This is a genomic window from Mesorhizobium sp. M0292, assembly GCF_040321695.1.
Taxonomy (GTDB): Bacteria; Pseudomonadota; Alphaproteobacteria; order Rhizobiales; family Rhizobiaceae; genus Mesorhizobium.
In genome coordinates this window covers 285,781-307,002 of record NZ_JAMYSB010000005.1, presented here as the reverse complement: position 1 = coordinate 307,002, position 21,222 = coordinate 285,781, and the positions used below count along the sequence as shown (strand labels likewise).

Annotated in this window: 17 protein-coding genes; 3 read left to right on the top strand and 14 right to left on the bottom strand. The window is 62.5% G+C overall.

Features of this window, described 5'->3' with window-relative positions; genetic code table 11:
• Positions 1-130 precede the first annotated feature (130 nt).
• Together NKI96_RS10370 and NKI96_RS10365 are read right to left on the bottom strand one after the other, a co-directional pair.
• The gene (locus tag NKI96_RS10370) at positions 131-1,060 is read right to left on the bottom strand and encodes a cation diffusion facilitator family transporter (protein ID WP_196813681.1); all 930 of its coding nucleotides are present in this window, start codon (positions 1,058-1,060) and stop codon (positions 131-133) included.
• A 23-nt stretch (positions 1,061-1,083) separates the two neighbouring features.
• Complete coding sequence (locus NKI96_RS10365) at positions 1,084-3,273, bottom strand: anthranilate synthase (protein ID WP_023741042.1); 2,190 nt, start codon at positions 3,271-3,273, stop codon at positions 1,084-1,086.
• 321 nt (positions 3,274-3,594) lie between these two features.
• Between NKI96_RS10365 and NKI96_RS10360 the strand changes: the two genes are divergently transcribed.
• Positions 3,595-4,365 (top strand): isocitrate lyase/PEP mutase family protein, encoded by a 771-nt coding sequence (locus tag NKI96_RS10360; RefSeq protein WP_352804018.1) that lies wholly within the window; start codon positions 3,595-3,597, stop codon positions 4,363-4,365.
• A gap of 1 nt (position 4,366) precedes the next feature.
• Here NKI96_RS10360 and NKI96_RS10355 read toward each other — a convergent pair whose 3' ends face one another.
• The 4 genes from NKI96_RS10355 to NKI96_RS10340 all read right to left on the bottom strand — a co-directional run bounded on the left by NKI96_RS10355 (position 4,367) and on the right by NKI96_RS10340 (position 8,657).
• Positions 4,367-5,422, bottom strand: coding sequence for a M14 family metallopeptidase (locus tag NKI96_RS10355; RefSeq protein WP_352804015.1), 1,056 nt, complete (start codon positions 5,420-5,422; stop codon positions 4,367-4,369).
• Positions 5,423-5,513: 91 nt separating this feature from the next.
• Positions 5,514-6,692 (bottom strand): MFS transporter, encoded by a 1,179-nt coding sequence (locus NKI96_RS10350; protein ID WP_352804013.1) that lies wholly within the window; start codon positions 6,690-6,692, stop codon positions 5,514-5,516.
• Positions 6,693-6,807: 115 nt separating this feature from the next.
• Positions 6,808-8,199, bottom strand: a complete 1,392-nt coding sequence (locus NKI96_RS10345) for an FAD-containing oxidoreductase (RefSeq protein ID WP_352804010.1) — start codon at positions 8,197-8,199, stop codon at positions 6,808-6,810.
• The gene (locus tag NKI96_RS10340) at positions 8,196-8,657 is read right to left on the bottom strand and encodes a membrane protein (protein ID WP_023669981.1); all 462 of its coding nucleotides are present in this window, start codon (positions 8,655-8,657) and stop codon (positions 8,196-8,198) included. Before NKI96_RS10340 ends, NKI96_RS10345 begins: the two co-directional genes overlap by 4 nt.
• A 154-nt stretch (positions 8,658-8,811) precedes the next feature.
• On the opposite strand from NKI96_RS10340, the gene NKI96_RS10335 reads away from it, so the two are divergent.
• Positions 8,812-9,369 (top strand): sugar O-acetyltransferase, encoded by a 558-nt coding sequence (locus NKI96_RS10335; RefSeq protein ID WP_023669982.1) that lies wholly within the window; start codon positions 8,812-8,814, stop codon positions 9,367-9,369.
• Positions 9,370-9,384: 15 nt separating this feature from the next.
• Here the strand turns inward: NKI96_RS10335 and NKI96_RS10330 are convergent, their stop codons facing one another.
• Positions 9,385-10,380 (bottom strand): helix-turn-helix domain-containing protein, encoded by a 996-nt coding sequence (locus tag NKI96_RS10330; RefSeq protein WP_023823384.1) that lies wholly within the window; start codon positions 10,378-10,380, stop codon positions 9,385-9,387.
• A 127-nt stretch (positions 10,381-10,507) separates the two neighbouring features.
• Here NKI96_RS10330 and NKI96_RS10325 point away from each other — a divergent pair, with 127 nt between their 5' ends.
• Complete coding sequence (locus tag NKI96_RS10325; RefSeq protein WP_023823385.1) at positions 10,508-11,146, top strand: cysteine hydrolase family protein; 639 nt, start codon at positions 10,508-10,510, stop codon at positions 11,144-11,146.
• Positions 11,147-11,220: 74 nt separating this feature from the next.
• Here NKI96_RS10325 and NKI96_RS10320 read toward each other — a convergent pair whose 3' ends face one another.
• The 7 genes from NKI96_RS10320 to NKI96_RS10290 form a co-directional block, all read right to left on the bottom strand.
• The gene (locus NKI96_RS10320) at positions 11,221-12,900 is read right to left on the bottom strand and encodes a formate--tetrahydrofolate ligase (protein ID WP_023669985.1); all 1,680 of its coding nucleotides are present in this window, start codon (positions 12,898-12,900) and stop codon (positions 11,221-11,223) included.
• Between the two features lie 312 nt (positions 12,901-13,212).
• On the bottom strand, positions 13,213-14,337 hold the full coding sequence (locus tag NKI96_RS10315; protein WP_023686165.1) for a DUF2333 family protein: 1,125 nt from the start codon (positions 14,335-14,337) through the stop codon (positions 13,213-13,215).
• A gap of 16 nt (positions 14,338-14,353) precedes the next feature.
• A complete protein-coding gene (locus tag NKI96_RS10310) occupies positions 14,354-15,658 on the bottom strand; it encodes a DUF6638 family protein (protein WP_023823386.1) in 1,305 nt (434 codons plus the stop codon).
• Between the two features lie 332 nt (positions 15,659-15,990).
• Entirely contained in the window at positions 15,991-17,901 is a 1,911-nt protein-coding gene (locus tag NKI96_RS10305) for an ATP-binding protein (RefSeq protein ID WP_352804004.1), read from the bottom strand.
• 21 nt (positions 17,902-17,922) lie between these two features.
• Positions 17,923-18,789 carry a hypothetical protein gene (locus NKI96_RS10300; RefSeq protein WP_155923211.1) on the bottom strand — a complete coding sequence of 289 codons (867 nt, stop codon included), beginning with the start codon at positions 18,787-18,789 and terminating at the stop codon, positions 17,923-17,925.
• Positions 18,790-18,848: 59 nt separating this feature from the next.
• A complete protein-coding gene (locus NKI96_RS10295) occupies positions 18,849-19,994 on the bottom strand; it encodes a hypothetical protein (RefSeq protein WP_023823388.1) in 1,146 nt (381 codons plus the stop codon).
• 27 nt (positions 19,995-20,021) lie between these two features.
• The gene (locus tag NKI96_RS10290) at positions 20,022-21,110 is read right to left on the bottom strand and encodes a hypothetical protein (protein ID WP_023669990.1); all 1,089 of its coding nucleotides are present in this window, start codon (positions 21,108-21,110) and stop codon (positions 20,022-20,024) included.
• Positions 21,111-21,222 lie beyond the last annotated feature (112 nt).

Genomic DNA, 21,222 nt, shown 5'->3' with positions numbered 1-21,222 from the left:
GCTGCCCGATTTGGAGGCAATCAACGCCTGGATGTAGCCATTGGCGGGCTACCCCACATGGCGGTAATGGCGCAATCGATCCGGCGAGGTCGGCAGATCCTCGCCCGAGGATGATGCCCTGAGTTTTTCCTCACGCGAACGGCACCGCCGTCGTGCCTTTCGGCAGCTTCGCCTCGTCGTCCGGTTCGACATGGATGGTGACGCGCACCGAGGGGATTTCGGCCTTCAGCGCGTCCTCGATGCGGTCGCAAATGACGTGGCTGGCGCCGACCGTCATGTCGGCGTCGACGACCAGGTGGAACTCAATGAAGGTGGCGCGGCCGGCGATGCGGGTCTTGAGGTCATGAACCTCCAGCGCGCCCTTGCAATTGGCCGAGATGATGTCGCGAATGTGCATGTGTTCGGTCGTGTCCACTGCGCGGTCCATCAGCCCGTTCATCGACGAGCCGATGACGTGCCAGCCCTGCCACAGGATGTTGAGCGCGACGATGACGGCAAGCGCCGGATCAAGGATCTGCCAACCGGTCAGGATAGCGCCGACGAGGCCGCCGAAGACGCCGACCGAGGTCACGACGTCGGTCATGATGTGCCGGCCGTCGGCGACCAGCGCCGGTGATTTTGCGCTGCGCCCGGCGCGGATCAGCGTCCAGGCCCAGAAGGCGTTGATGACGGTGGCGACGCCGTTGATCGCCAGGCCCTCCCAGGGTTGTTCGAGCGGGGTCGGCGTCTGCCAGGAGCGCCAGACCTCGTTGAGGATCAAAAGCGCGGCGAGCACGATCAGCACGCCTTCCAGCACCGCCGAAAAATACTCGGCCTTGTGGTGGCCGAACGGATGGTCCTGGTCGGCCGGCTTGTAGCTGACCAGGACCGCCCAATAGGCGGCGGCCGAGGCTATGACGTTGACGATCGACTCCAGCGCATCCGAATAGAGCGCAACGGAGCCGGTGACGTACCATGCGGCAAGCTTGAGCGCGAGCACCACGCAGGCGATGACAATCGACCAGAAGGCAAGGCTGGCGATCCTTTGCCTGGCCGCTGCCTTCGCTGCGATCGCCGCCATGTTGTCCGTCGCCGCCATCGTTTCTAAGCGGCCTTTTCCTTGGCCTTGCGCGGCAGATGCGCAACGATGTTTTCGATGATGCGCATGCCGGCATTGTGGCCGAGCGTCATGATCGATTCCGGATGGAACTGGACGGCGGCGATCGGCTCCTTGCGGTGTTCGAAGGCCATGATGATGCCATCCTCGGTCTCGGCGGTGACGATGAAATCGTCGGGCAGCCGCACCGGATCGGCAAAGATCGAGTGGTAGCGGCCGACGGTCACTTCCTTGGGCAGGCCGGAGAAGATGATTCCGGGCTTGGAGACGCGGATGCGCGACGGCTTGCCGTGCATCGGCACGTGCAACTGCCTGAGTTCGCCGCCATAGGCCTCGGCCAGCGCCTGCAGGCCAAGGCAGACGCCGAAGATCGGCAGGTCGCGGGCGCGGGCGTTCTTGATGGTCGCGGCGCAGTCGAAATCCTTCGGCGTGCCCGGTCCGGGCGACAGCACGACGAGATCGGGCTTCAGCCGTTCGAAGACTTCTTCCGGCACCGGCGAACGCACGGTCGAGACATTGGCACCGGTCTGGCGGAAATAGTTGGCCAGTGTGTGGACAAAGGAGTCCTCGTGGTCGACGAGCAGGATGTTGACGCCGTCGCCGACGCGCGCGGTGGTGCGTTCGGCGCCTGCGGCATTGCCCAATTTGGCGTCGCGAATGGCGGAGAGCATGGCGGATGCCTTCAGTTCGGTTTCGGCTTCTTCTTCCTCGGGGATGCTGTCGAAGAGCAATGTGGCGCCGGCTCGCACCTCGGCAATGCCGTCCTTGATGCGGATGGTGCGGAGCGTCAGGCCGGTGTTCATGTCGCCGTTGAAATTGACCATGCCGATGGCGCCGCCATACCAGGCACGCGGGCTCTTTTCGTTCTGCTCGATGAAGCGCATCGCCCACAGTTTCGGCGCACCGGTGACGGTGACCGCCCAGGCATGCGACAGGAAGGCGTCGAAGGCATCCATGCCTTCGCGCAGGCGCCCTTCGATGTGATCGACGGTGTGGATCAGGCGTGAATACATTTCGATCTGGCGGCGGCCGATGACGCGCACCGAGCCCGGATCGCAGACCCTGGACTTGTCGTTGCGGTCGACGTCCGAGCACATTGTCAGCTCGGATTCATCCTTCTTGGAGTTGAGCAGCTTCAGGATCTGCTCGCTATCGGAAATGGCGTCGTCGCCGCGCTTGATGGTGCCGGATATCGGGCAGGTCTCGACGCGGCGGCCATTGACGCGCACGAACATTTCGGGCGAGGCGCCGATCAGATACTCGTTTTCGCCGAGATTGATGAAGAAGGAATAGGGCGACGGGTTGATCGACTTCAGCTTGCGCGAGATTTCGGAAGGCTGCGTCTCGCAGCGTTCGTAGAACATCTGCCCGGGCACGACCTCGAACAGGTCGCCGCGCTTGAAACTGTCCATCGCCTTGCGCACCAGATTGGCATATTCGCCCGGCTCATGGTCGCCGCGCGGCGGGATGCGGTCGGCGGTCTTGAACGGTTCGGCAATTTCGTCCCGCGGCAGCCCCTCGGTTGAAAAACCGTCGCCGGAATAGTCGTAGCGGTCGGTCCAGGCCTTGGTCGAATAATGGTCGACGACCAGGATCTCGTCAGGCAGGAACAGCACGAGATCGCGCTGGCTCTGTTTGCGCTCGAGCTTGTAGTCGACTGGATCGAACTGGAAGGCGAGGTCGTAACCGAAGGCGCCGTAAAGGCCGAGATTGGCGTCTTCATCGGTCTTGAACAAAGCGGTGATGGCGCGCAGCACAGTAAACACAGAGGGGACGCGGCTGCGCTCTTCCTCGGTGAAGACGCGGCCGGGCTTGGCGACATCGAGGCGGATCAGCTTTTTCGAGGTTTCAGCAATCGTCACCTCGGCAATGCCGGCCAGCGTCTTGCCGATCACCGGCAGCAGCACTTCGCCACGGCCATTCAGCGCCTCGATGCGCATGGCGCGGCCACGCGCGGAAATCACCAGCGGCGGATCGATGATGGCCGTATCCCAGCGTGTGTAGCGGCCCGGATATTCGTAATTCGAGGAAAACACCGCACCACGGCGCGAGTTCAAGCCGTCGACATAAGCATCGATCGCACCGGCGTAAGGCTTGTCGTGGCGTTCGCGGGTGATGGTGACACCACCTGCGGTCACGAAGCTTTCCGCGCCGTTTTCCAGAGCCTTCATCGTCATTGCCGTCTCCATATGGCTTGTTGGGGCAACGGACCCGGGAATGGCTTTGAAAAAACAAATGGCCGCCCGGACATTCCGTTGCGGCCACCCTCTATTTTCACGCGCACGCGTTCGAACAGGCCGCTGTCAGCGAGCCCACCACCAAATGGTCTTGATCGAGCGCATGTTCATGGGCGAAATCCATAGCGGCGAAAAGCCGGATGCGCAACAGGTTTGAAAGGCCTGTTTGTGGCCGCCGCTTCTGCAGCCCATGGCACATCGCCAAGGCTTGGGGTCCTGCCTAGACTGTTCGTCCAACATCGGAAAGACGGGAAGACAGCAATGACCGAGCAGATCGAGCGCGCACGCACGTTCCATGCCCTTCATGTCAAGGGCAACCCGATCGTTCTCTACAATGCCTGGGATCCGGGCTCGGCCAAGATCGTCGAGAGGGCGGGCGCCAAGGCGATCGCCACCGGAAGCTGGCCGGTCGCGGCTGCTTTTGGTTATGCCGATGGCGAGAAAATTCCGCTGGAGCTAGCGCTGGACAACATCAGGCGCATCGTGGCGGCAGTCGACCTGCCGGTGACCATGGACCTCGAAGGCGGCTACGGCGTCGAGCCGGAGACTGTCGCCCAGACGGTGACACGTGCCCTGCAGGCCGGCGCCATCGGTTTCAATTTCGAGGACCAGATCGTCGGCGGCGCTGGTCTGCACGACATCGCGGTACAGGTGAAGCGGATCGTGGCGGCAGCGGCGGCGGTGAAGGCTTCCGGCATTCCCGCCTACATCAACGCCCGTACCGACATTTTCCTCAAGGCCAAGCCGGATGCGCATGACAGCGTGCTGCTCGACCAGGCCATCGAGCGGGCGCACGCTTATGAAAAGGCAGGAGCTAGCGGCTTCTTTGCGCCGGGGCTCGGCGACGAGGGTCTGATCGAGGCGCTGTGCAAGGCCACCGTGCTGCCGGTCAACATCATCGCGCTGGCGCATGTGCCGCCGCGCCAGCGCCTGGCCGAGCTTGGTGTCGCCCGTGTCAGCCACGGCCCGGTGCCGTACCGGCAGATGGCCGAATGGCTCGAGGCCAAAGCGCGGCTGGCGATTTCGGGTTAGCTCAGTCCTCCAGCGTGCCTGACCTCGCGTCGGCGCTCTTCTTGTCGCCGACCAGCTTCAAGAGATCCTCGCCGGCGCGGATGATGCGGCGCGAGCGGCGGGTCAGGATGACGCCGTCCTGCGGTGCCAGCACCTCGGTGCGGCCGCCGGCCTCGCCCGGTGTGTGGACGATGGTGGCGAGGCGCGCGCCCTTCGCGACGCGGTCACCGGGCCTGACGTCGTAGAGGATGGCGCCGGCCCTGGGCGCCGGCATCATGTCGATGTTTTCGAGCGGCGCGACGAGGCCCTTGAACGGGCTGGGCGGGGGAAGGGCGGTGTCGGCGATGACGCCGCGCGCCACCAGCAGCCGGTAGAGGCCTGCGGCATCGGAATTTGCCAGCGTGCCGTCGACATCCAGCATGCCACGGTATTCTACCGTGGTGGCAACACGGCGGTCGAGCTTCGCCACGTTGGCGGGGACGTTCTGGTAGGGCATGATCGTGGCGCCCTCGAAGGTGCCGTCGGCGTCCTCGCTCCACAACACCACGGCGTCGATACCCATGGCGGCGGCGCAATCGGCCATCGCCGGCCACAGGCTGGCGTGGACGTAGAGATAGGCAAGGCCCTCGTCGTCGCAATGCAGGTCGAGCACGATGTCGTGGCCGAGCGACAGCTGCACCAGACGGGTCTTCAATCGCTGGTCGGGGGTGCCAAGCGTGGTGTCGGGCAAAAGCTTGGCGTCCGGTGCTGCGAGCAACGGAAAGCCGCGGTTGAAATTGTTGCGGGTGCCGAGATGAAAGCGGCCCTGGTGCTCGCCGAAATGATATTGCGCGCGGCCGATCGGATTGGCCCAGGGCACGACCGTGATGCTGCCCTTGATGCGGCCTTCCGCTTCGGCCTTGTTCAGCGCCGGCATCAGCGCGTCGATGGCGACGACACCAGGCAATTCACCGGCGTGGAGCGCTGCCTGCAGGTAGGCCGAAGGTGCTGCCTTGTCGGCGCCGGCGAAGCGGAACACCGGGAATTCGTAGGAAACGCCTTCGGTATCGCCGGCGATGCGTTCGATCGATTTCTGCATGGGATGCCTCCAGGATAAGAGGCAGAACACATGCACTTTTGCCGAAGGGCTGTCGATTGGTCCAGTTCGCGCCGCCATGGGCGCAATGGAATTATTCGGCGGCGGTCGGAACCGTCGTCATCGGCGCCGATCCTTCGAGCGCCTGCGAGACAACGGCTACGCTGACCGCCAGCAGGGCCAGCACCGCGCCGACCAGCGGCAAATGAGCATAGGAAACGCCGGCCGACAGAGCCACGCCGCCGATCCAGGCGCCGCTGGCATTGCCGATATTGAATGCGCCCTGGTTGAGCGTGGCGGCGAGGTTCGGCCCTTCCGAAGCCGTTTCGACGACGCGGATCTGCAGCGGCGGCACGACGACGAAGATCAGCAGTCCCCACAAGAAGACGATGCCGATGGCGACGCTGGCGATCGCGCCGTACTGCATGAAGCCGACAAACAGAACTGCCATCAAAAGCAGCGTGCCGATGACCGTCGGCATCAATTTCCAGTCGGCCAGCCGGCCGCCGATGATGTTGCCTATGGTCATGCCGGCGCCGAACAGCAGCAGGACCCAGGTGACCGCGGAGGTCGACAGGCCGGAGACATCGGTAAGGTAGGGCTTGATGTAGGTGAAGACGGCAAACAGGCTGGCCGAGGCCAGCGAGGCGATCAGCATGGCGAGCCAGACCTGCAGCTTGCCCAGCACGCGCAGTTCGCTGCGCAGGCCGCCGCCGCTCGGTTCGACGACATTGGATGGCACCAGCCAGGCGATGGCGGCAACAGAGATCAGGCCGATGCCGACGACGGCGAAGAAGGTGGAGCGCCAGCCGAAGGCTTGGCCAAGCGCGGTGCCGGCAGGAACGCCGAGAATGTTGGAGAGCGTCAATCCCGCGAACATCATCGCCATGGCGCTGGCGCGCTTGTTGCGCGGCACCAGGCTGGCGGCAACGACGGAACCAATGCCGAAAAAGGCGCCATGACCGAACGCGGTGAAGACGCGCGCGGCCATCAGAAGCCAGTAATTGGGCGCAATGGCGCAGAGCAGATTTCCGACGACGAACATCGCCGTCAGCGCGACCAGCACCGGCTTGCGCGGCAGATGCGCGGTGGCCATGGCGACGATGGGTGCGCCGAAGACGACGCCCAGCGCATAGCCGGTGACCAGCAGGCCGGCCGAGGGGATCGACACGCCGAGATCGGCCGCAACCTCCGGCAACAGGCCCATGATGACGAATTCGGTGGTGCCGATGCAAAAGGACGCAATGGCAAGCGCAAGGATCGGCAAAGGCATGGAAAATCCAGACTGAATCGGTTCAATTCAGACTGAACGAGAAGCCTTGCCGCGCGCAATGCACATTGCTGCAACGCACCAATGCAGAAAGCGCTGAGCTTGACGCGGAGTCATGTCAGGCGAGCGGCTTCAGCTCCTGGGCGATGGTTGGCAACAGCTCCGAGACGTTGGGGTGGATATGCACGGCGCGCGCCAGCGTATCGACCGGCGCCTTGGCGTACATCAGGTCGAGCACGCAGTGCACCGCCTCGTCGCCGCCGGGGCCGAGCACGGAGCAGCCGAGGATTTGCCTGGTGTCGGCATCGACCAGGATCTTCATGAAACCTTGCGTCTCGCCCTTTTCGATGGCGCGGCCGACGCGGGTCATCGGCCGCTGGCCGACCAGCGCCTTGCGCCCGGATTTCTTCACCGCCGCCTCGGTCATGCCGCAGCGGCCGAGCGGCGGATCGATGTAGAGCGCATAGGCCTCGATGCGGTCGCTGACCTTGCGCGGATCGTCGTCGAGCAGATTGGCGGCGACGATCTCATAATCGTTGTAGGAGGTGTGGGTGAAGGCGCCCTTGCCGTTGCAGTCGCCCATTGCCCAGACGCCGGGCACGCTGGTGCGCAACTGGTCGTCGACGGTGACGAAGCCGCGCAGATCGACCGCGATGCCAGCCTTGTCGAGGCCGAGATCGTCGGTGTTGGGGGTGCGGCCGAGTGCCAGAAGCACATGCGAGCCGACCGCCGGCGGCTTGCCGGATGAGAAGGTCACGGCGATGTCCTTGCCCTGTCTGGCAAAGCGGATGTCGTCGGCGCCGACATGGACTTCTATGGCTTCGTTTTCGAGGATCGATAGGATGGCCGCCGACACGTCCTCGTCCTCGCGGCCGGTCAGGCGCGAACTCTTCTCGATGACGGTGACTTCAGAGCCGAAGCGGCGAAACATCTGCGCGAATTCAAGAGAGATGTAGCTGCCGCCGACGACGATGAGATGGCGCGGCAAAATGTTGAGGTCCATCATCGAGGAGTTGGTGAGGTAGTCGACGCCGTTGACGCCGGGCAGGTCGGGCACCGAGGCGCGGCCGCCGGTGTTGAGGAAGATCTTTTCGGCGGTCAGAAGGTCGTCGCCGATACGCACGGTGTTGGCGGATTCGAAGCGGGCATGGCCGCGATAAAGCGTGCAGCCCTTCATGCCGGCGATCCACGTCTCCAGATTGCTGCGGGAGTCGTTTGTGACCTTGTCCTTGCGCGCCTTGATCCTCTTGTAGTTCACGCCGACAGGGCCTGAGAACGTCACGCCGTAGTCCGCGGCACGCCGCGCCAGATGCGCGGCATAGGCGCTGGCGACCATGGTCTTGGTCGGCATGCAGCCGGTGTTGACGCAGGTGCCGCCGACCAGCTTGCGCTCGATCAGCGCCACGCTCATGCCGGCTGACGTCAGCCGGCCGGCGAGAGGAGGGCCGGCCTGTCCGGCGCCGATGATGATGGCGTCGTATGTCTTGGCGTCTGAGGCTTGGGCAGTCATACCACCGCCGCCACGATCAGCAGGCCGCCGATGATCGCCACCGCGTCCTCGATGAGGGCGGCAGGCAAATCCTTGCCGAAGGCGGCGGCCAACCGGCCGCGCGCTTCGGCGCCGCCATAGGTGCCGATGACGGCGCCGATGGCGCCGGCAATCAGGCCGCCAATGGTGGAACCGGCAGTGGCGCCGATCACCGCGCCGCTGAAGGCGCCAAGCAGGATGCGGGCGCCGAATTGCTGCGGCACCTTGCGGCTCGGCGTCGAGGGCAGCTGGTCGGTGACCAGTTCGACGATGGCGAGGATGGTGAAGATACCGACGGCGGCCCAATGGCCCATGAAACTTGCCCAGGTGCCGGCCACCGGCAGCCAGCCGAGATACGCGCCCCAGGCGATCGCGCCCGGCGCGGTCATGGCGCGAAGACCGGCAATCACGCCGATCAGAAGTGCAAGCAAATAGAGCATGTCGATCCCCTCGAAAGCAGGCCCGGGACTGGCCCACGAGGGCAAGCTAGCATAGGTCCTGCGTTTGACGAGAGTAGGCGATGGTGCTTCTTCCATCAGTGAGCATTGTACTTTGGTAACCAGTCGAACATGACGAAGGGACGGAGTCGCTGTGATGGCCGGAAGCGAACGCACAAGGATGATTGCAGGCGAATGGTACATCTGCATCGACGACGAACTGGAGGCGCTGCGGGCGATCGCGCGCGATGCGGTGTTCGAGCATAATACGCTACGGCCCCAGCAACGCGGCAATATCGGCCCGGCGCTATTGGCGCTGCTCGGCAGCGCGGGCGCAGGCTCCCGCATCGAGGCGCCGTTCCACTGCGCCTACGGTTTCAACATCCATCTCGGCGACGGTGCCTTCCTCAATGCCGGCTGCACCATCCTCGACACCGCGCCGGTGCGTATCGGCAGGCGGACGCTTCTCGGCCCCAATGTGCAGATCTACTGCGCCGAGCACCACAAGGAGGCCGCTGGCCGTCAGTCGGGACTGGAGATTGCCAGGCCGGTCACCATCGGCGATGACGCCTGGATCGGCGGCAGCGCCATCATCCTCGGCGGCATCAGCATCGGCGATGGCGCCATAGTCGGCGCCGGCGCGGTGGTGACGCGCGACGTGCCTGACAACACCACGGTGGTCGGCAATCCGGCGCGGGCGGTCAAGCGGGGCTGAACTCGTCGTGGGCGGTCAGTATGAAGCCGTGCGTGCCATACGCTCGTCCGGACCGGCTCGCCGCGAGAATTCACGCCGGTATTGGGCCGGTGACGTCTTGAGCCGTGCGGCGAAATGCTGGCGCAGCGAGGTGGCGCTGCCGAAGCCGGCTTCGAAGGCCACCATGTCCATCGATTTTTCCGTCGCCTCCAGCAGCTGTTGCGCCAGTTCGATGCGTTGGCCGGCCAACCATTCGCCAAAGCTGGTGCCGATCGATTTCTGGAAACGGCGGGTGAAAGTGCGCCGGGTCAGGCCCGCGGCCTCCGCGACGCGGTCGAGGTTGTGCGTTTGTCCGAGCGTTGCCCGCACCGTGTCGAGCGCCAGGGTGAAGCGGTCGGTGGCCGGGGTTTTCGCCAGCGGGCGCTCGATGAACTGCGCTTGCCCACCCTGCCGGTGCGGCGACAGCACGATGTGCCTGGCCAGCCGCAGCGCTACCTCTGCGCCATAGCGGGCGCGCACAATGTGCAGGCAGCAATCGAGCCCGGCGGCGACGCCGGCCGAGGTGACGATGTCGCCGTCGTCGACATAGAGCACGTCGGCGTCGACTTCGATGTCCGGGTATAATGTTTGCAGCCGGTCGGTGGAGGCCCAATGTGTCGTCGCACGCCGGCCCGCAAGCAGCCCGGCGGCGGCAATGGCGAAGGTGCCGAGACAGAGGCCAACGATCAGCGCACCGCGCCGGTGCGCGTGGGTGAGCGCTGCCAGGAGCGGCGGCGGAAGTGGGGCCTCGAGATCCTTCCAGCTCGGAATGATGACAATGTCGGCATCGTCGAATGCGGAAAGGCCATACGGCACCGCGATGGTCAGCCCGGCATCGGTGTGGATCGCTCCATCGTCGAGCGCGCAGACGCGAAAGTCGAAACGCGGCAGGCCAAGCTTGGTGCGGTCGGTGCCGAACACCACGCACGGCACGGAGAGGTGGAACGGGCTGATGCCGTCAAAGGCGAGAACGGCAATGATCGGGTCGGCCATGCGTGTTTCCAGCAAGCGAAAAGCGGATTGTCCCAATTCTTTCGAATGATGTCAATCGGGCCACTTTTGGCAGTCGGGGGATTCGCCTATTTTCGACCTGTCCCATTCAAGCCCGAAGGAGAACACCATGTCCGCCAATATCACGCCGCGCCGCGCACTCATCGTCATCGATGTCCAGAATGATTATGATGGCGGCAACCTCGCCATCCAGTGTCCGCCGTTCCGCGACAGCGTCGTCAATGTCGCGCGCGCTATGGATGCCGCCGCTGCGGCCGGCGTGAAGGTGGTGGTCGTCAAGCAGATGGCGCCCGAGACCTCGCCAGTCTTCGCCAAGGGCAGCCATGGCGGCGAACTGCATCCCGATATCGCCCGGCGAAGCCGCGACCACTATGTCGAGAAGTCACTGCCTAGCGCCTTTGCCGGCACCGACCTCGAGGCGTGGCTGCGCGCCAATACTATCGATACGATAACGGTGATCGGCTACATGACGCATAATTGCGACCTGTCGACCATCATCCACGCCGCGCATGTCGGCTTTGCGGTCGAGTTCCTATCCGACGCCACCGGTTCGCTGCCTTACGCCAACAGCGCCGGCTACGCCTCGGCCGAGGAGATCCACCGCGTGGTGTCCATCATCCTGCAGTCGCGCTTTGCGGCCGTGCTCAAGACCGCCGAATGGATCGATTGCCTGAAGACCGGTGCTTTGCCCGAACGCGACACGCCCTATGCGTCAAACCAGCGCGCGCTGGCGCGCAACGCTGCATAGGCAAATCTGTCCCCGAAAAGCAAAAGGGCGGCCAGTGGCCGCCCTTCTTGGATCTCGCAACGATCTCGAAATTTTCAAAACAGGCCTTCGATCTGGCCGATCTCGTTGAGGAAGATTTTTTCCGAGGACGGCGCCTTGGGCAGGCCGGGCATGGTCATGACCTCACCGCAGATGACGACGACGAAGCCGGCGCCCGCCGAAAGCCTGACCTCGCGCACCGGCACGGTGTGGCCGGTCGGCGCGCCACGCAGGTTCGGGTCGGTCGAGAAGGAATATTGGGTCTTGGCCATGCAGACCGGCAGGTGCCCGTAGCCGGCCTGCTCCCAGGCATGCAGCTGGTCGCGCACCGACTTGTCGGCGATCGCCTCGTCGCCGCGATAGATGCGCTGGACGATGGTGTTGATCTTCTCGAACAGCGGCATTGCGTCGGGATAGAGCGGCGCGAACTGCGAGGCGCCGGATTCGGCGATCTCGACGACCTTGCGCGCCAACTCCTCAATGCCGGCAGAGCCATTGGCCCAATGCTTGCACAGGATCGCCTCGGCGCCGAGCGAGGCGACGAAATCCTTCATCGCCTGGATTTCCACCTCGGTATCGGTGGTGAAATGATTGATCGCCACGATCGCAGGCACGCCGAACTGTTTCACATTCTCGATGTGGCGGCCCAGATTGAGGCAGCCCTTCTTGACTGCCTCGATGTTTTCCTTGCCGAGGTCTTCCTTCTTGACGCCGCCATTCATCTTCATGGCGCGCACGGTGGCGACGATGACGGCAGCCGCCGGCTTCAAACCCGCCTTGCGGCACTTGATGTCGAAGAATTTTTCGGCTCCGAGGTCGGCGCCGAAGCCGGCTTCGGTGACGACGTAGTCGGCGAGCTTCAGCGCCGTGGTGGTGGCGACCACCGAGTTGCAGCCATGCGCGATGTTGGCGAACGGGCCGCCATGCACGAAGGCAGGGTTGTTCTCCAGCGTCTGCACCAGGTTTGGCTGCATGGCGTCCTTCAGCAGCACCGCCATGGCGCCGTCGGCCTTCAAGTCGCGGGCATAGACCGGGCTCTTGTCGCGGCGGTAGGCGACGATGATGTCGCCGAGGCGCTTTTCCAGATCCTTGAGGTCGGTGGAAAGGCACAAGATCGCCATCACTTCAGAGGCGACGGTGATGTCGAAGCCTGCCTCGCGCGGATAACCGTTGGCGACGCCGCCGAGCGAGCAGATGATTTCGCGCAGCGCCCGGTCGTTCATGTCCATGACGCGGCGCCAGGCGACGCGGCGGGTGTCGATGCCGAGCTCATTGCCCCAGTAGATGTGGTTGTCGATCAGCGCCGACAAAAGATTGTGCGCCGTGGTGATGGCGTGGAAGTCGCCGGTGAAGTGGAGGTTCATGTCCTCCATCGGCACGACCTGCGCGTAGCCGCCGCCGGCGGCACCGCCCTTGACGCCGAAATTCGGGCCGAGCGAAGCCTCGCGGATGCAGACGATCGCCTTCTTGCCGATGCGGTTCAGACCGTCACCAAGGCCGACGGTGGTGGTCGTCTTGCCTTCGCCGGCCGGCGTCGGGTTGATGGCGGTGACGAGGATCAGCTTGCCGTCCTTGTTGCCCTTCACCGATTTGATGAATTCGGCCGAAATCTTCGCCTTGTCGTGGCCGTAGGGCAAAAGGTGCTCGGTCGGGATGCCGATCTTGGCGCCGATCTCCTGGATTTGCTTTTTCTTGGCGCCGCGCGCGATCTCGATGTCGGACTTCACTTCGGCCATGACGGCTTTCCTTCGGATTGGACGGTGGAGGGGACGGGTTTGATCTCACTCGCAGGCATGTTGAACCCGGGCGCGGGCATGTTCTAACCCTGTCGCTCCCGCGGCGTCAACTTGCATGCAACTATGTTTCCTATGAAGAAAGTGTCTCCGCGGCCGGCCGACCTGTCGCCGGTTCTTCCTGGCTCCGTTGCCGCGCCGTATAGAAGCCAGAGGACGCGACGTTCCGCCGTCTCAAAACAGCCGCCCAATGCACGGAATGCGACAGAGGCGACGGCGCAAATTCGCCATCGCTCGCCGGGAAAGCAGTGAACGCTACTGAGTCAGGACGTTGCTGATCTCGACCATGTTGGAGCGCACGCGAAGCACGTAGAAACCCATCGTCGTCAGGTGCGTCGGCATGATCCAGCCATCCTCGCGGCCATTGGCGATGATGAAGGGCTGGATGCGCAGGGCCGAGACGAATTGCGCATCCATCGTGTCCCACAGATTGCCGAGATGCTTTTCCTTGATGACGTCCTCGAAGTCGGCCTGGGCGCCCTTCATCAGGCCGTAATAGGCATAGAGCTGGCCATAGGCGAACCAGAAGCGGTCGTCGGCGCGGAAGTCGAACCAGCCATTGTTATGGTTTTCGGCGCGCTCCTTGAGGATCGCCGATGTCGAACCGATGTCGGAAGAGATGCGGTCGATATACTGCTTCAGATTGTCGGCGCGGGCATCGAACGTCGCCTGGCAGCTGCCGAGGCGGGCGTTGAAGGAGCGCAGCTTGGTGACGGCATCGCGATAATAGCTCGGCGTCGGCGTCTTGGGGCCGAACGGGTTGAGGCCGAAATACCAGGTCTCCTCGTCGAACTGCAGATTGCCGCGCGCATCCTGCAGGTCGCCGTCGATCTGCGATGTGGTGCGGACACGGCCGAGATTGTCGGCAAGCTCGGTGGCGGTGCGCCGCACCGCCTGGTTGATGCCACGCTGGAACGAGGCCTTGTTGTCCATGAACGGCGTGTTGTCCCAGTCGATGCCGAACAGGCCGAGTTTGTAGAGGATCATCGACGAGATCCAGGCATTCTGGTTGACGTTGAAGTCCGTCAGGTCGGCCGCCACCTGGGCGATGCCCGAATTGCCGCAGGTCTTGGCGGTGTCGGTGCCGGCGCCGGCCGCGACCTGTTCGCCGGCGGAAATGTTGCGGTTCTCGAAGGTGTATTTGTCGACGTAGTTGGGATCGAACTTGTTCCACCACTGGGTGGCGTAGAAGAAATTGGCGTAGAGGCCGATCAACACCAGAAGCGCGAGGCCGACCACAGCCTTCAGGATCCAGCCGCGCTGCGTATACCAGCGCCCAGCCCAGAGGAACGGCCACAGGATCGCGCCGATGACGAGGCCGATGCCGCGGCCTATCCATTGGAAGATGCGGGTGAAGAAATTCACGATCGGATCAAGCATGGCTCTCGTTCACCCCTCAGTCAGTCAGGCCGTAAAGGCGCGTGCGAAACGCCACTTTGTCTTTCAAATATGTGGTTTTCAGAACGTCCACAACATGCGACCGCCAGGCGTCGCTGTAGCCGTCATAGTCCTTGTAGAAGCCCGGCTTGTTGAAGACGTAACGCGAGACAAAGTCCTGCGGCACGAAATCCGAGATCAGCTGGTTGGTCAGCCAGGCGTCGGGATGGTCGGGCTTGCCACGCACGACCAGGAAGCGCTGTTGCGGAAACACATCCTCGATCTTGAGATGGCCGAGCTGGGCGATCTCACGCTTGGCGGCGTTGAGAAAGGGGAAATTGCCGTCCTTGGTGATCAGATCGGCATGGCCATGGATCCAGGTCTGCAGCCAGACCTTGTCGACCTCGGTCAAATTGCGGTTCGGCTCTGTGTCGCGGATGAGAGCGCGCACCACCATCTCGGCGCGATGCTCGAGATAGCCCGAGCTTTCGACCCATGACGCGCGCGGCAGTTCGATGCGGCCGGTGCTGGCCAGGAACTTGAACACCTTGTCGGCATCGTTGATCGAGAGATAGCTGACCTGCCAGGGCCGCGAACGGCGAAAGCCGGGGGCGGCCGGGTCGCCGATGACGGTGGTCATATCAGGATCGACGAAGACGTAGACGCCGCCGAAATGGCTGGTCCAGTAGGCGTTGTGGCGGAAGATCACCTGGTCGGGCACCAGCGCATTCTCACGGATATCGCCGCAGACCTTCGCCAGCTCCACCATACGGCTCAGCATGGTGTTGTCGCGCCAGGCATCGGGCTCCTGCTTCAGCCGGTCGACCAGCTTGCCGAGTTCGGCGGCCTTGCCCAGCACGTCCTCGGCCGAAAGCACCCTGAACTCGACCTGGCTGATCGACAGCAGATCCTCGATGTCGTTGACCAGGGGAACGGAATCCTCGATCTCGCCGTAGATGACATCCTTGATGGTCAGCGCATCGATGGCGCGCTGGTTCTTGGACATGAACTCGAACATCAGCTGCGAGGTGTTGGAAAAGGCGGTGTGCACCACCGGCAGATCGATCTGCGACGGCGTCAGAATGACGAAGCGGCGGTTGACCTCGTTGGGATCGAGATAGTCGTAGTCGCCGCATTCCTCGGCCACTTCGGGCGAGAAGCCGGTGCGGTCGATCTGGAAGCTCTTCAGCTTGGTCGGTTTGAGGCCGAAGGCGACAAGCGCCTTGTTGTAACGCTGGATGAGGTGCGGCTCGTCGACGGTGAGCAAGCGGCCGTAGATCAGCTCATTGTCGCGGAGAAGGTCGGGCTTTTTGGCGTGGCTCATGCAGAACGTTCCGAGTGGCGTTGCCTGTTGTGGCGAAGCGCCAACGCTGACGCCTCCCTCTCCCCGTTCTGCACGGGGAGAGGGCAAGGGTGAGGGGCAGCGCTAGCATTCAAGGACATGTCTCCCCATGGCCTTTGGCGGCAAAAATCGAAGATCATTGGTCCGGATGTGCCGATCGAGGCGCTGTTCGATAGCTGCCAGTATGGTCGTAGCGATCTCTGGTCCACGCATGCGCCGCCCCTCACCCTTGCCCTCGCCCCGTGAAGGACGGGGAGAGGGGGGCGTCAGCGTTAGCGCCAAGCCTTTCAGCACCCGCGGGCAGCGAAGGAAGCTCACGCATTCCACAGCCCCTTCTTCTTCATCTCCTCCATCTCGCGCCCCGCCCGTTCGCGCAGGCGTGCGTCGCGCAGCAGCTTCTCCACCGCGGCGTCGTCGGATTTGTCGGAATAGCGGAACTCCGAGTCGGCGTAGCGGTTGATCTCCTGCATGACCATGTCCATCGAGAACGGCCCACGCAGTTCCTCGATCATGGCTTTCTTCTCGTCGTAGCCCTTGTGCATGAAGGCTTCCGGCTTCTCGAACCAGTCGTCGGGCAGCTCGATGTCCATGGCGCGCATCTTGATGGCGTCGGTGACGTTCTTGATGGCTCGGCCGGTGAAGCGCGGCTCGGCATCCTTGATCAGGTGCAGATAGGTGCCGATGTCGGCCATCGATTTCGGCGCGCCATTCTCCTTCATGTAGCGCTCATAGACCTTCATCAGCCCGTCTTCCTGAGGCTTCTCGTGCTCCTCATAGGCTTCGGTCATCGCGCGCTGGATCTCCTGCGCGGCGTAGAGCTTGTGGTCGCCGAGTGGGATCTTGTGGTTCTTGCCGGCAAGCAGGACGAAGATGTCGATATAGTCGTCGCGGCTCTGTGGGCCGTCGACCAGCCAGCGGGCCCCGGCGCGCTGGCGCAGCGCATCGTCGACATTTTCGGGATAGTTGGAAAACATGCCGAACGAGCAATTGCCGCGCACCACCGTGCCGGCGCCGGCAAAGGCGTCCATCAAGACGCCGGTGATTTCCTGTTGGCCGGCCGAGGCGCGGTCGTCGGAGCGGCGGGCCGCCACCTGGTCGATGTCGTCGACGGTGCCGAAACCGATGACACGTGGGTTCAAGACATTGTTGATGAACTGGCGGCAATTCTGGCCGGATTTGCCTTGGTAGGACGAGATCTGGTCGACGCCGAAATTCTCATAGGCGAAGGGATAGCCGGCAACCTGGCAATAATTGTTGACGAGGCCGGCGATCATCTGGATCAGCGTCGTCTTGCCGGTGCCCGGCGCGCCATCGCCGATGAAGGTGAAGAGGAAGCCGCCGAGCTCGACGAACGGGTTCAGCTCGCGCTCGAAATCATAGGCCATCAGCATCTTGGCGAGCTTAACCGACTGGTATTTGGCGATGTGGTTGCCGACGACCTCTTCGGGCTTCTTGAAGGTCATCACCAGCGGTTTCGAACGCTTGCCGGGCGCGACGTCGAAGCCGTCGAGGGTGAAATCGTCGGCGTCGATGCGGATATGGGCGTTCTCGAACGGACCGATGCCGTCGAAGCGGCCTTTGCGGGCCAGCAGCCCATCAATGGCGACCCGTGCAAAAGCTCGCGCGCGCGCCGTCAGGTCGCCATCGTCCTTGGAGCCTGCAATCGCCTTGTCCAACCCGGCGACGATCGACTTCACCGCGTCCTGCGGCGTGTCGAACAGGAAGTCCGGTTCGGGGATATCGTTGGGAGCCTCGCCGTCGCTGTCGATCAGCTGGAACAGGTAAGAGGCGAGGCTGAAGGCTGAAACGTAAGCCGAGGCTGACAGAAGCTTCTTGAAGGTCGCCGCCTCATCGCCCTCAAGAGGCGCACGGGTGTTCTTGGCCTGGAGGCTTTCGAGGTCGGAGCCCTCGGCGAAGACGTCGGAGATGGCGAGCGCTATCGCCAGGCCGCGGCGGGCGCGGAACAGCAGCGTGTGCTGCGGGATGCTCATCAACTGGTCGTCGGGATGGATCGCGGCGACGGTCTTGGTAAGCTCGACCTCGCGGGTACGGCGCACCGAGCCGACCGAGACTGTCGAGACAAAGCGGCGATTGGTGCCGGCAAGTGCTGTGCCGGATTCGCGCGCAGGGTCTTCCAGAACCACGACGCGGGTGATGAAGCTCTGCGCCGTGGCGCGGTGCTTTTCGATTGCGGCTTCCGGGATGGTGGTCAGGCCGGTGTCCATCGTATCAATCCTCCTCGCGACTCACTCTTGTGCCTGCCCTCGCGTGAGCAAAATTGAAAACATCCCGTCAAAGGGTTCGTGATCGGGAAAGCGTTCGGCTTGAAAGATGGCCTCTCCCGGCCCTCCAAGCTTGAAACGGCAACGCTCAGTCCGTGCAAGACAATAAGCGACAGCCTGGTACTCAGTTAGGTCCGCTAACATCGCGCTAACGCAAATCTGATTCGGTTTTCCGTTGTTAGATGGCGGTCCGAATTCAACACGGTCTTCTGGCTCAAATGCATATCTTTTCATCAATCTTGGCCAGTGATATTCGACGAGCTTTTGTCTATTGCCGCAAAAGAACTGAATCACGATTTTTACATTGTAGCTATATCTTGGTTGCCGACTCTGTCTTATTCCAATGATCGGACGGGATGAATTACGTGTTCGGACAGGTAATTTTTCGACCAGAACGAGCATGACGCCTCCGGATCGAATGTGACGGTATGCTTCATATTGATCCAATTCGTACCAATAGAAAGTACAGATCGTGTCACCGTCTGTATTTTCATCTTCAGACCGCGAAGTAACCGGTCTGTAGCCGAACCCGGAAAACCATTCGGATAAGCCGGAAATTTGTTGAAGAACAAAAAACGCGGCAAGCGCCGGGTCTGCAACATCGATATAATTGAAAGCTTCAAGCTTCCGCACCCCATCCGGTAATCCTCGATGACGCCACCGACTTTCAACGTGAACCCGGTGTCCGAGAATGCGCTCAAGGTTACGCAATGGTCGGGCGGTCAGTTTGTGTTTCTTGTAAGCACCGATATGCATATCGACATCCCACCAAGCGAGAACCCGGTAGGGCGATTCATTACTGCGGGAAGCAAGGTTATCCGTTTCGATCACAATCGCCTTCTGCCCCTGACCGCGCCCCGGAGATTGTCAGGCCCACCAAAAATGCCACCTCACACATCGCTGATCACCTGTCCGTTGGACAGAATATGGACCTTGTAGCCGGAAAAGATCTTTTGAGCTTCGCCGGCGGCGTAGAGTGCTTGATAGGCTTCGTGCGGGATCAGGGCGTGGTTCTCGTAGCTCGACACACCCTGGCGCGCGGCTTCGAGATCGTCGGTGTTGATAAAGAATTCCTGCGTCGTCTTATCGCTCGAAAACAGCCCCTTGCGGCCGGGCTTCTCGCCCTTGGAGTAGATCTCCTGGATGGTCCAGGTGAGCAGCCAGGCATTTTCCGGCTTGCGCACCTTGGCCAGCACTTCGGCCACCGTCGAATTGTTGTCGGTAATGCCCGCGGAATAGAAGGGGCCGAGCACGACGCGGCGCAGCTGCTTGGGGTGCAGCGGCTCGAAATCCTTGTCGAGATTGACCGCAATCGTTGCGGGCGAAAGCGTGTAGGCGGAATTCTTCTCGGTGAAATCGTCGAAACGATGGGCGAGTTCGGGGTTGAGCAGACCGTCTACCGGCAGCGGGATGTCGACCCGTCCATTGAGCTTGCCGCTGCTGTCAACGAGCTGCCGGATCATGCTTTCGGAGGAATCCTCCACCGTCACCATGTAGACCAGCGGCAGGTTGGCGCTGCCGTCGAAGCTCGCCCAGTGCACGAGGTAATAGGGGCGCCCGGTCTTTGGATTGACCGAGACCTTGGCCGTCTGCGCCAGCGAGAACGGGCCAAAAGTCTGTTCGCTCTTGACGTCCTCGAGATAGAGCCGCTCGGCCATCGACTTCTGCAGCGCTTCGGGGAATTCCTTGTGGCGCAGGATGAAGTCGGCCATTTCCTCGCGCAATTCGCCGGCCAGCGGAATGTTGGCCAGCCGCGCCTCGGCCTGGCGGCGGTCGTTTTCCAGTTCGAGCAGGTTCTGGAAGACGGGATAGCCGCTGTCGGCGCGCGAAATGCGGAACGTGTCCATGAAGCCGAGCCGGTTGCGCCAGCAGGAAAACGATTTGTCCAGCCGGGCAATGTATTCGGCGACAATCTTGGCGACGATGCCGTGCCGGTAAAGCGGCGAGCGGTCGTCGCGCATGAACACTTCAAGGCCGCTGAGTGCCGCCGTGATGGCGGAAAAATAGCGCGCCGCCGCTTCGTTTTCGGGAGTCATGCCGGTGTGCCCGCGTGCAGCCGCTCCTTACGACTGCACGTAGTTGGCCGAATTGTGCTTCTTCATCACGTCGTCGAAACGGCGGGCGAAGGCGTCGTCGGCGAGCTTCTTGCGGCGCTGGATGTCGGAGCTGGCGACCATGTTCTTCTCGTGCATTTCGAGAAGATCGCCGATGTGCTTTTGCGAGGCGGCGCCAATGCCGGCCATGGTCTCTTCGGCGGTGTTGTCGACCTGGCTGCCCAGCGTGTTGATCTTGTGGGCGACATCCTGCTGGGCGGCGGTCTTCAAGGAATCTTCCAGTGCCTTGTAGAGCACGATGCGCTGCTCGGTATCGATGGTCAGCTTGTTGATAAGCGTCGACTGCGCTGCGATCTGATTGTTGAGCGAATCGACGAAGGTCTGGAACATCGAGGTGTAGCGTTCCAGCGTCTGGCTTTCGGCCAGAAGCTCCTGCTCCTTGGCCTGCTTTTCATTGTATTCGGTCGCCAGTTTCGAGCGCTCGCCCTCAAGCTGCGTGCGCTCCTTCTGACTGGTAGAAGCGGCGATCTTGTTTTCGATGTCGAGCAGCAGCGGATTGACCTCCTCGATGCGCTTCTGCACCGCCTCGAGGTTGGTCATGGTGACCTTGCGGCGCTCGATCACCTGCGACAGGCTATTTTCCGAGGTCTTGTAGCGCTGGTCGAGGACCTCTTTCTGCGCTTTCAGGATGCCGACGATGGTGTCGGACTTGACCAGAAGCTCCTGCAGATTGCCGGCCAGCGACATGTTGCGGACGCGGTCGGTGCGCATGCGCTGCTTGCGTTGCGCCGAGAAGACGCCGACGAAGCTTTCCCAGCCGGTGTAGTTCTTCATGCTCTCGAATTCGGTGCCGAAGACGTTGGTGGCGTCTTCCAGCCCGATGATCAGGTCGGCAATGTTGCCTTCCATCACCTTCTGCTGCTTCAGCACGTCCTCGATGCGGGCATTCTCGATGTCGAAATTGGCGTCGCCGATCTTCTTGTCGGCGGTGGCCAGCGTATCAAGCACCGTGCCCGACTGCTCGATCTTGGAGCGCATGTCCTGCACGACCTGCCTGGTCTTGGCAATTTCGGCATCGAAATTCTGCAATGTCGCCATAGGGGCCTCCCGCTTCGGCTTCCGGTCGCTGGCTGCGAACAGCGGCGAATATATGTGGGGTATCAGGGGATTGGAAGACGCAAGACAAGACCCGCCCCGAAAACAAAAAAAT

What these genes read in the sequence shown, in the direction of transcription:
- NKI96_RS10360 (WP_352804018.1), top strand. Translation starts at nt 3,595, where the DNA reads ATGACCGAGCAGATCGAGCGCGCACGCACGTTCCATGCCCTTCATGTC.
- NKI96_RS10355 (WP_352804015.1), bottom strand. Translation starts at nt 5,422, where the DNA reads ATGCAGAAATCGATCGAACGCATCGCCGGCGATACCGAAGGCGTTTCC.
- NKI96_RS10320 (WP_023669985.1), bottom strand. Translation starts at nt 12,900, where the DNA reads ATGGCCGAAGTGAAGTCCGACATCGAGATCGCGCGCGGCGCCAAGAAA.
- NKI96_RS10290 (WP_023669990.1), bottom strand. Translation starts at nt 21,110, where the DNA reads ATGGCGACATTGCAGAATTTCGATGCCGAAATTGCCAAGACCAGGCAG.
- NKI96_RS10295 (WP_023823388.1), bottom strand. Translation starts at nt 19,994, where the DNA reads ATGACTCCCGAAAACGAAGCGGCGGCGCGCTATTTTTCCGCCATCACG.
- NKI96_RS10315 (WP_023686165.1), bottom strand. Translation starts at nt 14,337, where the DNA reads ATGCTTGATCCGATCGTGAATTTCTTCACCCGCATCTTCCAATGGATA.
- NKI96_RS10325 (WP_023823385.1), top strand. Translation starts at nt 10,508, where the DNA reads ATGTCCGCCAATATCACGCCGCGCCGCGCACTCATCGTCATCGATGTC.
- NKI96_RS10335 (WP_023669982.1), top strand. Translation starts at nt 8,812, where the DNA reads ATGGCCGGAAGCGAACGCACAAGGATGATTGCAGGCGAATGGTACATC.
- NKI96_RS10340 (WP_023669981.1), bottom strand. Translation starts at nt 8,657, where the DNA reads ATGCTCTATTTGCTTGCACTTCTGATCGGCGTGATTGCCGGTCTTCGC.
- NKI96_RS10330 (WP_023823384.1), bottom strand. Translation starts at nt 10,380, where the DNA reads ATGGCCGACCCGATCATTGCCGTTCTCGCCTTTGACGGCATCAGCCCG.
- NKI96_RS10365 (WP_023741042.1), bottom strand. Translation starts at nt 3,273, where the DNA reads ATGACGATGAAGGCTCTGGAAAACGGCGCGGAAAGCTTCGTGACCGCA.
- NKI96_RS10350 (WP_352804013.1), bottom strand. Translation starts at nt 6,692, where the DNA reads ATGCCTTTGCCGATCCTTGCGCTTGCCATTGCGTCCTTTTGCATCGGC.
- NKI96_RS10310 (WP_023823386.1), bottom strand. Translation starts at nt 15,658, where the DNA reads ATGAGCCACGCCAAAAAGCCCGACCTTCTCCGCGACAATGAGCTGATC.
- NKI96_RS10305 (WP_352804004.1), bottom strand. Translation starts at nt 17,901, where the DNA reads ATGGACACCGGCCTGACCACCATCCCGGAAGCCGCAATCGAAAAGCAC.
- NKI96_RS10345 (WP_352804010.1), bottom strand. Translation starts at nt 8,199, where the DNA reads ATGACTGCCCAAGCCTCAGACGCCAAGACATACGACGCCATCATCATC.
- NKI96_RS10370 (WP_196813681.1), bottom strand. Translation starts at nt 1,060, where the DNA reads ATGGCGGCGATCGCAGCGAAGGCAGCGGCCAGGCAAAGGATCGCCAGC.